Here is a 14,564-nt window from a genome sequence, read left to right as displayed (position 1 = left end):
CGCTGCGCATTCGGTTGGTGCTGGTGTTCATGGCACTGGCCGTGACTGTGGCTGTTACGTTCATGGGCGGGGTGCAAAAGGCCGTGTCCGCAGGCTGGCGCGAGGCTGCGCGGCCGCTGCTGATGGACTATGTGGACCGCCTTGCCGCCGAGATTGGCAGCCCGCCGAGCATTGAGCGCGCGCAGGCGATTGCCAATCGCCTGCCACTGACCTTGCGCATCGACGGGCCGCAGATCCACTGGGCATCGCACCCCGACCAGCAGAACCCCGACTGGGTGAGCGACAAGGTCCGCCAGGAAGACCGCTGGACCGGGGACGAGAACGGGCACAGCCTGCTGCGCCGCACGACGGCAGATGGGCACCATATCGAGTTCGGCCTGAACGCGCTGTCCTGGGACAAGCGCCCGCGCATTGCGTGGGGCACGCTGACCGTGCTGCTGCTGCTCACGGCGCTGGCCTATGTATATGTGCGGCATCTGTTGCGTCCGCTGGACGACATCCGCCAGGGCGCGCAGCGCTTTGGCAACGGCAACTTTGCCCAGCCCATACCGGTGCGGCATGCCCACCGGCCGGACGAGCTGGGCCAGCTGGCCGAGACCATCAACACCATGGGGGATGACATCCACCAGATGCTGGAGGCCAAGCGTGCACTGTTGTTGGCGATGAGTCATGAGCTGCGCAGCCCGCTCACGCGGGCCCGCCTGAACACGGAGCTGCTGCCCGAAACGACCGATGTGCAACCGCAGCGCCTGGCGCTCATGCGCGACCTGGGTGAAATGGCGGGCCTCATCACCGACCTGCTGGAAAGCGAGCGCCTGGCGGGCCGCCATGCGGCGCTGCACCGCGAGCCCACTGATGTCACCGAACTGGCGCGCGAAGTGGTGGCCGACCTGTGCTCCCGCCATGTCGGGGCCGCTGATATTGCCTTGCAGGTGGCGCCGGACTTGCCCTCGGTGCGGCTGGACCGGTCCCGCCTGCGGCTTTTGCTGCGCAACCTGCTGGACAACAGCCTGCGCCACAGTGAGTCGGGTGCCTTTCCCCCTGAGCTGCATTTGCGGCTGGCGGATGAGGGGAGGGTGCTGGAACTGGAGGTGCGTGATCATGGGCGTGGTGTGCCCCCCGAGCACCTGCCACACCTGGCCCAGGCGTTCTACCGCCCGGACACCGCACGCCAGCGCGCCACCGGCGGCGTCGGACTGGGTTTGTACCTGTGCCGGCTGGTGGCGCAGGCGCACGACGGGCAATTGCACATGCGCAATGCAGAGCCCGGCCTGTCGGTCACTGTGCGTTTGCCGGTGCTGGAATAGGCCGCGAGCCGGCGGCATAGACAGGTTGGCCTCTGCGCTGGCAGGTGGCGTCGCACCGATGCGGCCAGGCCAGCGCACAGGCCTGGTGCAATGGGGAAGTGGGCCTGCAAGCGGCCATGTCCGGCTTCTCAACGCAAATTGATGGCTTTTTTGCGCTGTGGCGCAGGTGTTTATTGCCCTGGCAGCTATCAAATCAGGAGTGGTTGCTGGTGCCTTGGACCACCAGAGAACACACCATCCTCCCTGGCCCCGTTCTTGCTGAAGGTCGGCACCCCCTCGCATGAGTCGGATTTTTCAGTGTTTACCCTGTATATACAGGTATGCTGAAACTGTCATCATGGCTTCCGGTACGCAGGTGCGTTCCGGTGGGCAGGGCCAAGGTACTTTCTTCAAACAGGAGCAGATGATGACTCGATCGGTTGTGAAATGGACGTCGCTGGCAGCGGCAGCAGCATGCATGATGGCCCTGGCCGCACCGGCCCAGGCGCAGGACACCAAGATTGTGCTGGGAATGTCCGGCTGGACAGGTTTTGCACCGCTCACGCTGGCTGACAAGGCCGGCATCTTCAAGAAGAACGGCCTGGACGTGGAGATCAAGATGATTCCGCAGAAGGACCGCCACCTGGCCCTGGCCTCCAAGTCCATCCAGTGCGCCGCCACCACGGTTGAGACGCACGTGGCCTGGAACGCCAACGGCGTGCCCATCGTGCAGATCTTCCAGATGGACAAGTCCTACGGCGCCGACGGCATCGCAGTGCGCGGCGACATCAAGAGCTTTGCAGACCTCAAGGGCAAGACCATCGGCGTGGATGCGCCCGGCACCGCTCCGTACTTCGGCCTGGCCTGGATGCTGAGCAAGAACGGCATGAGCCTCAAGGACGTGAAAACCACCACGCTGTCGCCCCAGGCCGCAGCACAAGCCTTTGTAGCGGGGCAGAACGACGCCGCCATGACGTACGAACCCTACCTGTCCACCGTGCGTGAGAATCCCAGCGCCGGCAAGATTCTGGCCACCACGCTTGACTACCCCATGGTGATGGACACCGTGGGTTGCGACCCCACCTGGCTCAAGGCCAACGGCAAGGCGGCTCAGGCACTGGCCAATTCGTACTTCCAAGCACTGGACATGATCAAGGCCGACCCGACCAAGTCCAACGAGATCATGGGCGCTGCGGTCAAGCAGACGGGCGAGCAGTTCGCCAAGTCGTCGTCCTTCCTGCGCTGGCAGGACAAGGCCGCCAACCAGAAGTTCTTTGCGGGCGAGCTGACCACGTTCATGAAGGACGCCACGGCCATCCTGCTGGAGGCCGGCATCATCCGCAAGGCGCCTGAAGACCTGGCCGTCACCTTCGACGCGAGCTTCATCAAGTAAATAGACGGAAGAAGAGCGCTCCATGTCCGCCGTGCAACCCCTGTCCGTTACCGAGCCAAAACCCGAGCAAAAAGCCGGACCACATGCCCCCGCGCGCCGGCGCTCGCTGGCCCCGCTGGAGCCTGTGAGCAGCAGCGCCCGCTGGATGCTCGGGCTGGCCTTTTTCGCCCTTTTCGTGGCGGTGTGGGCGTTCTTCACGTTGGGTGGCTTCGTGTCGCCCACCTTCCTGGCCAGCCCCGTCACCATGGTGAAGGAAGGCTGGCTGCTGTTCACCGAGTACGGCTTCATCAAAGACATCGGCATGACCATCTGGCGTGTGGTCGGTGGCTTCATCCTGGCCGCCATCATTGCCGTGCCGCTGGGCATTGCGATGGGCGCGTACAAGGGCATCGAGGCGTTCTTTGAGCCCTTCGTCTCGTTTTGCCGCTACCTGCCTGCGTCTGCCTTCATCCCGCTGTTGATCCTGTGGGCTGGGATTGGCGAGGCGCAGAAGATCCTGGTCATCTTCATCGGTTCGGTCTTCCAGATCACGCTGATGGTCGCCGTCACCGTGGGCGGCGCGCGGCGCGATCTGGTCGAGGCCGCCTACACGCTGGGCGCGGGCCACAAGGGCATCGTCACGCGCGTGCTCATCCCTGGCGCTGCGCCCGAGATCGCCGAGACCCTGCGCTTGGTGCTGGGCTGGGCCTGGACCTATGTGATCGTGGCCGAGCTGATCGGCTCGTCCAGCGGTATCGGCCACATGATTACCGACAGCCAGTCGCTGCTCAACACCGGTCAGATCATCTTCGGCATCATCATCATCGGCCTCATCGGGCTGGTGTCCGACTTCGCCTTCAAGGCGCTCAACCACCGTCTGTTTGCCTGGAGTTTTGTGCGATGAGCAGCGTATCCATCCAAGCCGTCTCGCGTGTCTTCGAGACTGCCAAAGGCCAGCGCACGCAGGCGCTGCAGCCGGTCGATTTCGAGGTGAAGGACAACGACTTCGTGACCATCCTGGGCCCCTCGGGCTGTGGCAAGTCCACGTTGCTGCGCATCGTGGCGGGGCTGGACCATGCCACCAGCGGCCGCGTGCTGCTGGATGGGGTGCCCGTCGAAGGCCCCGGCGCCGACCGCGGCATGGTGTTCCAGAGCTACACGCTGTTCCCCTGGCTCACTATCGAGCAGAACATCCGCTTTGGCCTGCGCGAACGCGGCATGCCCGAGGCACAGCAAAAGGAACGCGCCGCGTACTTCATCGCCAAGGTCGGCCTGCGCGGCTTTGAGCAGCATTTTCCCAAGCAGCTGTCGGGCGGCATGCAGCAGCGCACCGCCATTGCGCGCGCGCTGGCCAACGACCCCAAGATTTTGCTGATGGACGAGCCCTTCGGCGCGCTCGACAACCAGACCCGCGTGCTCATGCAAGAGCTGCTGCTGGGCATCTGGGAGGCCGAGCGCAAGACGGTGCTCTTCGTCACCCATGACATCGACGAAGCCATCTTCATGGCCAACCGCGTCGCCGTGTTCAGCGCCCGGCCCGGCCGCATCAAGACCGAGCTGGCGGTGGACCTGCCGCACCCGCGCCACTACACGATCAAGACCAGCCCCGAGTTCATGGACCTCAAGGCGCGCCTCACCGAAGAGATCCGCGCTGAATCCATGGCGGCGGACCTGCACTGATCTGAACCTGCACCAGCCCCGCATCCACACATGAGCGCCCGTCCTTCCCGCCGCACTGCAGCCACTGCCCCGCGCAGCGCCACGCCCGCCAAGGCGGTGGTCGCCGTGGCTGCACCCGCGCAAGCCATGGCGCTGTACGAGCAGGTCAAGGACCACATCTCGCGCAAGATCCAGGAAGGCATCTGGCGTGCGGGCGACCGCCTGCCATCCGAGAACGAGCTGGTCACCCAGTTCGGCATCTCGCGCATGACGGTGAACCGCGCGCTGCGCGAACTGGTGGAGCAGGGCCGCATCGTGCGCGTGGCGGGCGTGGGCAGTTTTGTGGCCGAGGACAAGCCCCAGTCCACGTTGTTGCAGATTGCAAACTTGGCCAGCGAAATCCGTCAGCGCGGGCACGACTACCGCTGTGACGTGCTCACGGTGGAACGCACCTCCGCCACGCTGGAGGTGGCCGCCGCGCTGGACCTGCGCACGGGCGAGTCGGTGTTCCACTCGCTGTGCATCCACCGCGAGGATGGCCTGCCCGTGCAACTGGAAGACCGCCACGTGAACCCGCGCCAGGTGCCCCAGTTCGTCGCGCAGGACTTCACACTGCTGCAACCCTCCGAATACCTGGTGCGCAACGTGCCCTTCGACCAGATCGAGCATGTGGTCGATGCCGTCATGCCCACCGCCGAGCAGGCCGCGCTGCTGGAGATGTCTCCGCAGGAGCCGTGCCTGCTGCTCACCCGCCGCACCTGGTCGCGCGGCGTGCCCATTACCGTGGTGCGCTGCCTGCACCCCGCCACCCGTTACCGCCTGGGCAGCCGCTTCCGCGCCGACGGCAATCCCGTCGCAGGTTGAATATGAAGCACCCCCTGAGTCGCTTCGCGCCTTCCCCCTCAAGGGGGACGACACCCTCGCTGCGGGGCGGCCCTTGCTCGGCGTCTCTCGCGGGTGCCCTGGCAGTTTCACCCGTAGCGGTATTGGCCAACAGGATTTGAAGAACGAATTAACGCTGTTATTTTTTGCTTGTACCTACTTGTATATACAGGATCAACGCCATGACACACAACGCTTCATCCCTCACCCTGCACCCCGGCCGCGTCACGCTGGCCGAGCTGCGCCGCATCCACGCGGGCCCCGTGCAACTGGTGCTCGATGCGTCGGCCCGCGCGGGTTTGCAGAAGTCCCTGGCCACGGTGCAGCGCATCGTCGATGAAGACCAGGTCGTCTATGGCATCAACACCGGCTTTGGCAAGCTCGCCAGCACCAAGATTGCGCACGAGCGCTTGGCCGAGCTGCAGCGCAATCTGGTGCTGTCGCACAGCGTGGGCACAGGCGATCCTTTGCCGGACGACGTGGTGCGCCTCATCCTGGCGACCAAGGCCGTGAGCCTGGCGCGCGGCCACTCGGGCGTGCGCCCCGAGCTGGTGGATGCGTTGCTGGCCTTGGCCAACGCCAACGTGCTGCCGGTGATTCCGGCCAAGGGCTCGGTGGGCGCGTCGGGCGACCTGGCGCCGCTGGCGCACATGGCTTGTGTGCTGATTGGTGAAGGCCAGGCCAAGGTGGACGGCAAGGTGGTGCCGGGGGCAGAGGCCATGCGCTCCATCGGTTTGCAGCCGTTTGTGCTGGGCCCCAAGGAAGGGCTGGCGCTGCTCAACGGCACGCAGGTGTCCACCGCACTTGCACTGGCCGGGCTGTTTGGCGCCGAGAGCGTCTTTGCCGCCGCGCTGGTTGCGGGCTGCCTGTCGCTCGAAGCCATCAAGGGCTCTGTCAAACCCTTTGATGCACGCATTCACGAGGCACGTGGCCAGGCCGGGCAGATCGCCGTGGCCGCTGCCGTGCGTGCGCTGCTCGACGGCAGCGCCATCGACCCTTCGCACCCGAACTGCGGCCGCGTGCAAGACCCGTACTCCATCCGCTGCGTGCCGCAGGTGATGGGCGCGTGCCTGGACAACCTGCACCACGCCGCGCGCGTGCTGACCATTGAGGCCAATGCGGCATCCGACAACCCCCTGGTGTTCGACAACGGGGACGTGATTTCCGGCGGCAACTTCCACGCCGAGCCCGTGGCTTTTGTGGCCGACATCATTGCGCTGGCCGTGGCCGAGATCGGTGCGATTTCTGAACGCCGCCTGTCGCTGCTGCTGGACCCAGGCCTGTCAGGCCTGCCCGCCTTCCTGATCCTCGACAGCGGCGTGAACTCGGGCTTCATGATCGCCCAGGTCACCGCCGCCGCATTGGCGGCCGAGAACCAGTGCCTGGCCAACCCCAGCAGCGTGACCAGCTTGCCGACATCGGCCAACCAGGAGGACCATGTCTCCATGGCCACCTACGGCGCGCGGCGCCTGGGCGACATGGTGCGCAATGCGGCGGTGATGGTCGGCATCGAGGCCATGGCCGCTGCGCAGGGCATGGAATTCGACCGCACCCTGAAATCCTCCCCGCTGATCGAAGCGCAATTCGCCGCCATCCGCGAGCGCGTGGCCTACCTGGAGCAGGACCGTTACCTCGCCCCCGACATCGAAGCCATGCGCGCATGGGCCCAGCAGTCCACCTGGCCTGCAGCGCTCACCCAGTGCCTGCCCAGCTTCGCCTGATTTTCTCTACGCATACCCCATTGATTCACAGGAGCCCACCATGAACGCCAACGACGCCATCATCGCCGCCGCCTCCAACAACGACCCCCGCCACGACGCCAGCCGCGTGATCCGCGCGCCGCGCGGCAGCCAGCTCACCTGCAAGAGCTGGCTCACCGAGGCCGCCTACCGCATGATCCAGAACAACCTCGACCCCGAGGTGGCCGAGCGCCCGCAGGACCTGGTGGTGTACGGCGGCATTGGCCGTGCCGCGCGCAACTGGGAGTGTTTTGATCAGATCCTCGCCTCGCTCAAGGACCTGAACGACGACGAGACCCTGCTCATTCAGTCCGGCAAGCCCGTGGGCGTGTTCAAGACCCATGCCAACGCGCCCCGCGTGCTGCTGGCCAACTCCAACCTGGTGCCCAAGTGGGCCAACTGGGAACACTTCAGCGAGCTGGACCAGAAGGGCCTGTTCATGTACGGCCAGATGACCGCCGGCAGCTGGATCTACATCGGCACGCAAGGCATCGTGCAGGGCACCTACGAGACCTTTGCCGAGGCGGGTCGCAAGCACTTTGGCGGCTCGCTCGAAGGGCGCTGGATCTTGACCGCTGGCCTGGGCGGCATGGGCGGCGCGCAGCCGCTGGCCGCTACCTTTGCGGGCGCGGTGTCGCTCAACATCGAATGCCAGCAAAGCAGCATCGACTTCCGCCTGCGCACACGCTACGTGGACAAGCAGGCGCGCGACATTGACCACGCGTTCGAGCTGATCCAGCAGCACACGGCGGCCAAGGAGGCGGTGTCGATCGCCCTGCTGGGCAACGCCGCAGAAATCCTGCCCGAGCTGGTGCGCCGTGCCAAGGCCGGCGGCCTCAAGCCCGACCTGGTGACAGACCAAACTTCGGCCCACGACCTCGTCAACGGCTACTTGCCCGCAGGTTGGACGGTGGCCCAGTGGCGCGCTGCGCAGCAGGATGTGACGCAGCACGAGGTGCTGAAGAAGGCCGCTGCCAAGTCCTGCGCCGTGCATGTGCAGGCCATGCTCGACTTCCAGCACATGGGCATCCCGGTGGTGGACTACGGCAACAACATTCGCCAGGTGGCGTTTGACGAAGGCGTGAAGAACGCGTTCGACTTCCCCGGCTTTGTGCCCGCCTATATCCGCCCCCTGTTCTGCGAAGGCAAGGGCCCGTTCCGCTGGGTGGCCCTGTCGGGTGACCCGGAAGACATCCGCAAGACCGACGCCAAGATCAAGGAGCTGTTCCCCGAGAACAAGCACGTGCACCGCTGGCTCGACATGGCGGGTGAGCGCATCGCCTTCCAGGGGCTGCCCGCGCGCATCTGCTGGCTGGGCCTGGGCGAGCGCCACATTGCGGGCCTGGCCTTCAATGAGATGGTGAAGAACGGTGAGCTCAAGGCCCCCATCGTCATCGGCCGCGACCACCTGGACACCGGCAGCGTGGCCAGCCCCAACCGCGAGACCGAAGGCATGAAGGACGGCACCGACGCCGTGAGCGACTGGCCGCTGCTCAACGCGCTGCTCAACACCTCGGGTGGCGCCACCTGGGTCAGCCTGCACCACGGCGGGGGCGTGGGCATGGGTTACTCCCAGCACTCGGGCATGGTCATCGTGGCCGACGGCACTGAAGCCGCGGCCCAGCGCCTTGCCAATGTGCTGGTCAACGACTGCGGCAGCGGCGTGATGCGCCATGCCGATGCTGGCTACGAACTGGCTGTGGAGACGGCCAAGAAGCAGGGCATGAAGCTGCCCATGGTGAAGTGAAGGGGCGAGGGAGGGAATGACAGGAATGTGAAAAAAGGGAACTGCATTCCCATTCGTTGGGAATGTTGGGTTTGAATGCCGCTGCAATCCTTTGATACTGAGTCCATGCCCACCCGTGGACCCACCTCCGTTGCCGCCGCCGACCGTGTTCTGCACGTGCTGGCGGTGCTGGCGCAGCACGGGCAACCCATGTCGGCTGCCGAGCTGATGGAGGCCACGGGCCTGGCGCGCAGCACGCTGTACCGGCAGCTGGCGCGGCTCAAGCTGTGGGGCTTTGTGCTGGAGAGCAGCGGGCACTACGCGCCCGGGCCGCTGAGCCTGCAACTGGCGCTGGGCTTTGACATGGCGTCGCACCTGGTGCACCACGCGCGGCCGGACATGCAGGCACTGGCCCGGCAGTCCCACGAGAGCGTGGGGCTGGTGGTGGCCGTGAATGACAGCGTGGTGTGCCTGGACATGGTGGACAGCACGCAGGCCCTGCGCTGCTCGTTCGAAAAAGGGCGCAGCGTGCCGCTGCGCGCGGGTGCCTCCGCCAAGTGCCTGCTTGCCCATGTGGCCCCGGCCACGCGCAATGCCATTCTGGACCTGCACTACGGCGCAGACACTGCTGAGCGCCAGGCGGCGCTGACCGAGCTGGAGGGCATTGCCAAGGCGGGTTACGCCGTCAGCTCCGGCGAAGTGGATGCCGGTGTCTGGGGCGTCAGCGTGCCCGTGTTCGGTTCTCCCCGGCAGGCCGCCGGGGCCATCACCCTGATGGCCCCGATCTTGCGGGCCCAGGGGCAGGAGACCGCACTCACCGGCATGGCCGTCGTCGCCGCAGCGCGCATCTCTCGCCAGCTCACTTCTGCCTGATTTTCCCTCACCCCTCCTCAGGAGCTTTCCCCATGAACCTTCGCCGCAACCTTCTTCTGGCCAGCCTGGCCGCCGCAGCCTTCTGCACCACGGGTGCACAGGCCCAGGACAACGTCCTGCGTGTGGGCACTGATGCCACGTTCCCGCCCATGGAGTTTGTCGAAAACGGAAAACGCACGGGCTTCGACGTCGAGCTGGTGGAGGCCATTGCCAAGACCATGGGCAAGCAGGTCGAGTGGGTGGACATCGACTTCAAGGGCCTGATTCCCGGCCTGATTTCCAAGCGTTTTGACATGGCGGTCTCGGCCATCTACATCACCGACGAGCGCAAGAAGGTGGTGGACTTCACTGACTCCTACTACGCCGGCGGCCTGGTGGTGATGGTGAAGGCAGACAACAAGGCCATCAACAAGCTGGCCGACCTGGACGGCAAGAAAGTCAGCGTGCAGGTGGGCACCAAGTCGGTGGCGTACCTGACCGAGAAATTCCCCAAGGTGCAGCGTGTCGAGGTCGAAAAGAACCAGGAGATGTTCAACCTGGTGGATATCGGCCGCGCTGATGCTGCCGTGACCGGCAAGCCCGCCGCGTTCCAGTATGTGCGCACCCGCCCGGGCCTGCGCGTGCTCGACGAGCAGCTCACCACCGAAGAGTACGGAATGGCCCTGCGCAAGGACACGCCCGAGCTGACGAAGGCTGTCAACGGTGCCATCACCAAGCTCAAGGCCGATGGCACCTATGCTGCCATTGTCAAGAAGTGGTTCAGCAACAGCGCTGCCAAGTAAACCGCAGCCACACGTTGCCGAACTGAGCCATGGAACTCGATTTTTCTCCTGTCTGGGCCGGGTTGCCCCAGTTGCTGGCGGGTGCGCTGGTCACTGTGGAAATCACGGCTGCCTCGCTGCTGCTGGGCTGCGTCATGGGCCTGCTGGTGGGCATTGGCCGCCTGAACCCTAAGCGCCGCGTGGTCTACGCCCTGTGCACCGCCTACGTGGCCGCGATACGCGGCACGCCGCTGCTGGTGCAGCTGTTCATCCTGTTCTTTGGCCTGCCTCAGTTCGGCATCCTGCTGCCCGCTTTTGTGTGCGGCGTGATCGGCCTGGGCATCTATTCGGGCGCCTATGTGTCCGAGGTAGTGCGCGGCGCCATCCAGTCCATTGACAAGGGGCAGATGGAGGCGGCGCGCTCCATCGGCATGTCGTCGGGCCTGGCCATGCGCACCGTGGTGCTGCCACAGGCCGTCGTGCGCATGATTCCGCCACTGGGCAATGAGTTCATCGCGCTGATCAAGAACTCGGCGCTGGTGTCACTGCTCACCATCCACGACCTGATGCACGAAGGGCAGAAGATCATCAGCGTGTCGTACCGCTCGCTGGAGGTGTACCTGGCGATTGCGGTGGTGTATTTCATCCTCACGGGTGTCACTTCGCTGGTGCTGCGCCGCATGGAGTTGCGCCTGCGTGCCGGGGGGATGGTGCAATGAAGAAAAATTCTGTGATGACCGGAGCAAGCCCATCCGCCGAGCCCATCGTGCGCATTCGCGGACTGCGCAAGTCGTTTGGCAGCCACGTGGTGCTGAACGGCATCGACTTTGACGTGCTGCCGTCGCAGGTGGTGGTGGTCATCGGGCCCAGTGGCTCGGGCAAGAGCACCTTTCTGCGCTGCTGCAACGGACTGGAGCAGCCCGAAGGCGGCACGGTCGAGATCTGTGGCCGCACACTGGTGCAGGAAGGCCGCATGCTGCCTGACCATGACCTGAACGCCCTGCGCGAAGAGGTGGGCATGGTGTTCCAGTCGTTCAACCTGTTTCCGCACCTGTCGGTGCTCGACAACGTCACGCTGGGTCCGCGCAAGCTGCGCGGCCTCTCGCGCAAGGAGGCCGAGGAGCGCGCACAGGCCCTGCTGACCAAGGTGGGCCTGGCGCACAAGGCTTTGGCCATGCCTGCCAGCCTGTCGGGCGGGCAAAAGCAGCGGGTGGCCATTGCCCGCGCGCTGGCCATGGAGCCGCGCGTGATGCTGTTCGACGAGCCCACCTCGGCGCTAGACCCCGAGCTGGTGGGCGAGGTGCTGCAGGTCATGAAGCTGCTGGCCAGCGAAGGCATGACCATGATGGTGGTCACGCACGAAATGGACTTTGCACGCGAGGTGGGCGACGTGGTGGTGGTGATGGACGGCGGCGGGATCATTGAGTCCGGCCAGCCTGCCACCATCTTCACCAACCCCACGCAGGAGCGCACGCGCTCCTTTCTGCAGGCGGTGCTCACGCGCGCCTGAGGCTGGGTGTGCGTGATGGACGACAACGGTCAATAGCTTACAAGGAGACAGCTCGTATGCACCCGGTTTCACCTGCCAGTGACCTGAGCCGACAACAGCACTTTCAACAGCGCTTGCAGGAGCGCCTGACCGCCGACGACATCGTGCGGTTTGACCGCGACGGCGCCATCTGCATCAAGCAGCTGCTCACGCCCGAAGAGGTGGCGCTGCTGCGCGATGGCATCGACGCCAACCTGGCCGCGCCCAGCCCGCGCGCCAAAGTGGCCAGCAGGCCGGATGACCCCGGCCGCTTCTTCGAGGACTTCTGCAACTGGCAGGACATTCCGCAGTTTGGCCGCTTTGTGCGCGACACGCCGCTGGCCCTGGCCGCGCAGCGCCTGATGCAGTCACGCACCGTGCGGCTGTACCACGACCATGTGCTGGTGAAGGAGCCTGGCACGCGCCAGAAGACGCCCTGGCACCAGGACCAGCCTTACTACAACATCGACGGCAGGCAGAACGTGAGCATGTGGATTCCGGTCGATCCAGTGTCGCGCGCGGCCACGCTGGAGTTTGTGGCGGGATCGCACCAGGGGCCCTGGCTCATGCCGCGCACCTTCATGGACAACCAGGCCAAGTGGTTCCCTGAAGGCAGCCTGCAGGACCTGCCCAACGTCGAGGCCGACCGCGACGCTTTTCCCATCGTGGGCTGGGAGATCGAGCCGGGCGACGTGGTGTGTTTTCACATGCTCACGCTGCATGCGTCCGGCGGGGTGGAGGGGCCCAACCGGCGCCGCGTGTTCTCGGTGCGGTTCTTGGGCGACGACACGCGCCACGCGCCAAGGCCGTGGAAGACCTCGCCCGAGTTCCCGGGGCTGGCGGACCAGCTGCCCGCTGGGGCAGCCATGGACCACCCGCTGTTCCCGCTGCTGGTGGACGGGAACGGTGTGCCGCAGGGTGAAGGCGCGTGAAGCAGTTTCTGGACTTGGCCTCCACGCCCTCGGTGCCCTGGAAGAACGGCGGCGGCAGCACACGCGAGCTGGCGTGCTGGCCGCCCGGCGCGGGCATGGACAGCTTTGCATGGCGCGTGAGCGTTGCCACCATTGCAAGCCCCGGGCCGTTCTCGGCGTTTGTGGGGGTGGATCGGCAAATCATGTTGCTCCATGGCGATGGCGTACATCTGCAAGGCGCAGAAGGACATTGGCAGCATGCGCTGACGAACCGCTGGGAGCCGTTTGCGTTCTCCGGTGAAGAGCCGGTGGACTGCCGCATGCTGGGCGGTGTTTCTACCGACTTCAACCTGATGCTGCGCCGGGGTGAGTGGACCGGGAAACTGAAGGTGCTGCGCGATGCACCGCCGCCCGCTGAGGGGGCTGCAGCGGGCCTGTGCATGGTGCTGCAGGGCACCTGGCGATGCGAGGACTGCGATACCCACCAAATGCGGATGTTGGCAGCGGGGCAGGGCCTGTGGTGGGTGAACGAAGGGGGCGAAGCAGCGCCGTCGATCACCCCTGTGCGCCGCGCCGAAAGCGGTGAGTCTGCCGACGATGCACCCGTGCTGGCCTGGGTGGCCTTACGCAGGGGCTCTGCACCATAATTTGGGTCAAATGGGCTGCAAGCGCTAGTGGAATATGCGCTAGTAGCTATATAAACAATAGCAAATCAATCCATGAACACAGCAGCAGGTAGCAACAAGCAGGGCATTGTCCCGCCAGCATCTTCCGCACCCAGTGCCGATGGCGTGTGGACCAACCTGCGGCCCGTGGCCGCGTTGTGGGCGACGGATGTGCCGGTGCCTGAGGGCGCGCTGGCGTGTGTGGTGGTGCAGGGCGGCACCGTGCAGTGGGTGGGCCCGCAGGCCCATGTGCCAGCAGCCTTTGCGGCCTTGCCTCGCATTGACGGCAGGGGCGCCGTCACCACCCCCGGTCTGGTCGATTGCCACACCCACCTGGTGTACGGTGGGCAGCGCGCCAACGAGTTCGCGATGCGGCTCGCGGGTGCCACGTATGAAGAGGTGGCCAAGGCGGGCGGGGGCATCGTGTCGTCGGTGCGCGCCACGCGCGAGGCCAGCGAAGACGAGCTTTTTGCCCTGGCCGCGCCGCGCCTGCAGGCGCTGCTGGACGAGGGCGTGTGTGCCATCGAGATCAAGTCCGGCTACGGACTGGCGCTGGAGCACGAACGCAAGCAGCTGCGCGTGGCCCGCCGCCTGGGCGAGGCCTTTGGCGTCACGGTGCGCACCACCTTCCTCGGCGCGCATGCGCTGCCGCCCGAATACGCTGGGCGCAGCCAAGACTACACCGACCTTGTCTGCAACGAGATGCTGCCCGCCCTGGCCGCCGAAGGCCTGGTCGATGCCGTGGATGTGTTCTGCGAACGCATCGCCTTCACGCTGGCCGAGACCGAGCAGGTCTTCCAGGCCGCGCGCAAGCTCGGCATCCCCGTCAAGCTGCATGCGGAGCAACTGTCCGACATGGGCGGCTCGGCACTCGCTGCGCGCTACGGTGCGCTGTCGTGTGACCACATCGAGCACCTGTCGGCCGACGGCATCGCTGCGATGAAAGCCGCAGGCACTGTGGCCGTGCTGCTGCCCGGCGCCTACTACACGCTGCGCGACACGCACCTGCCGCCCATCGCGGCACTGCGCGCAGCGGGTGTGCCCATGGCCGTCTCCACCGACCACAACCCGGGTACCTCGCCCGCGCTGAGCCTGCTGCTGATGGTCAACATGGCCTGCACGCTGTTCCGTCTGACAGTGCCCGAGGCACTGGCGGGCATCA

14 protein-coding genes are annotated in these 14,564 nt (G+C 65.6%); all 14 read left to right on the top strand.

What is annotated here, in order from left to right; translation table 11 throughout:
- Positions 1-1,307: HAMP domain-containing sensor histidine kinase (locus DBR23_RS04150; RefSeq protein WP_108497409.1), on the top strand; the 1,307-nt coding region annotated here is incomplete at its 5' end.
- 406 nt (positions 1,308-1,713) lie between these two features.
- Positions 1,714-2,679: an ABC transporter substrate-binding protein gene (locus DBR23_RS04145; RefSeq protein ID WP_108497408.1), complete on the top strand. Its 966-nt coding sequence runs from the start codon at positions 1,714-1,716 to the stop codon at positions 2,677-2,679.
- A 22-nt stretch (positions 2,680-2,701) separates the two neighbouring features.
- Positions 2,702-3,562, top strand: coding sequence for an ABC transporter permease (locus DBR23_RS04140; protein ID WP_056063616.1), 861 nt, complete (start codon positions 2,702-2,704; stop codon positions 3,560-3,562).
- Positions 3,559-4,338, top strand: coding sequence for an ABC transporter ATP-binding protein (locus tag DBR23_RS04135; RefSeq protein ID WP_056063613.1), 780 nt, complete (start codon positions 3,559-3,561; stop codon positions 4,336-4,338). Before DBR23_RS04140 ends, DBR23_RS04135 begins: the two co-directional genes overlap by 4 nt.
- A 30-nt stretch (positions 4,339-4,368) precedes the next feature.
- Positions 4,369-5,181 (top strand): histidine utilization repressor, encoded by an 813-nt coding sequence (hutC, locus tag DBR23_RS04130; RefSeq protein WP_108497401.1) that lies wholly within the window; start codon positions 4,369-4,371, stop codon positions 5,179-5,181.
- 200 nt (positions 5,182-5,381) lie between these two features.
- A complete protein-coding gene (gene hutH, locus DBR23_RS04125) occupies positions 5,382-6,920 on the top strand; it encodes a histidine ammonia-lyase (protein WP_108497400.1) in 1,539 nt (512 codons plus the stop codon).
- A 40-nt stretch (positions 6,921-6,960) separates the two neighbouring features.
- On the top strand, positions 6,961-8,685 hold the full coding sequence (hutU, locus tag DBR23_RS04120; protein WP_108497399.1) for a urocanate hydratase: 1,725 nt from the start codon (positions 6,961-6,963) through the stop codon (positions 8,683-8,685).
- Positions 8,686-8,790: 105 nt separating this feature from the next.
- A complete protein-coding gene (locus tag DBR23_RS04115; protein WP_233250261.1) occupies positions 8,791-9,537 on the top strand; it encodes an IclR family transcriptional regulator in 747 nt (248 codons plus the stop codon).
- A 32-nt stretch (positions 9,538-9,569) separates the two neighbouring features.
- Positions 9,570-10,319: a transporter substrate-binding domain-containing protein gene (locus DBR23_RS04110; RefSeq protein WP_056063596.1), complete on the top strand. Its 750-nt coding sequence runs from the start codon at positions 9,570-9,572 to the stop codon at positions 10,317-10,319.
- Between the two features lie 29 nt (positions 10,320-10,348).
- Entirely contained in the window at positions 10,349-11,017 is a 669-nt protein-coding gene (locus DBR23_RS04105) for an amino acid ABC transporter permease (protein WP_010465675.1), read from the top strand.
- Positions 11,014-11,808 (top strand): amino acid ABC transporter ATP-binding protein, encoded by a 795-nt coding sequence (locus DBR23_RS04100; RefSeq protein ID WP_304466195.1) that lies wholly within the window; start codon positions 11,014-11,016, stop codon positions 11,806-11,808. The genes DBR23_RS04105 and DBR23_RS04100 overlap by 4 nt, the downstream gene beginning before the upstream one ends.
- 56 nt (positions 11,809-11,864) lie before the next feature.
- Positions 11,865-12,758 (top strand): phytanoyl-CoA dioxygenase family protein, encoded by an 894-nt coding sequence (locus tag DBR23_RS04095; RefSeq protein WP_108497397.1) that lies wholly within the window; start codon positions 11,865-11,867, stop codon positions 12,756-12,758.
- On the top strand, positions 12,755-13,384 hold the full coding sequence (locus tag DBR23_RS04090) for a HutD family protein (RefSeq protein WP_108497396.1): 630 nt from the start codon (positions 12,755-12,757) through the stop codon (positions 13,382-13,384). The genes DBR23_RS04095 and DBR23_RS04090 overlap by 4 nt, the downstream gene beginning before the upstream one ends.
- A gap of 72 nt (positions 13,385-13,456) precedes the next feature.
- Positions 13,457-14,564 (top strand): imidazolonepropionase (gene hutI / locus DBR23_RS04085; RefSeq protein ID WP_233250260.1); only part of this gene is annotated, 1,108 nt, incomplete at its 3' end.

The organism is Acidovorax sp. HMWF018, assembly GCF_003061035.1.
In the GTDB taxonomy this organism is placed as follows: Bacteria; Pseudomonadota; Gammaproteobacteria; order Burkholderiales; family Burkholderiaceae_C; genus Acidovorax; species Acidovorax delafieldii.
This window is presented reverse-complemented; position numbering and strand designations above follow the sequence as displayed.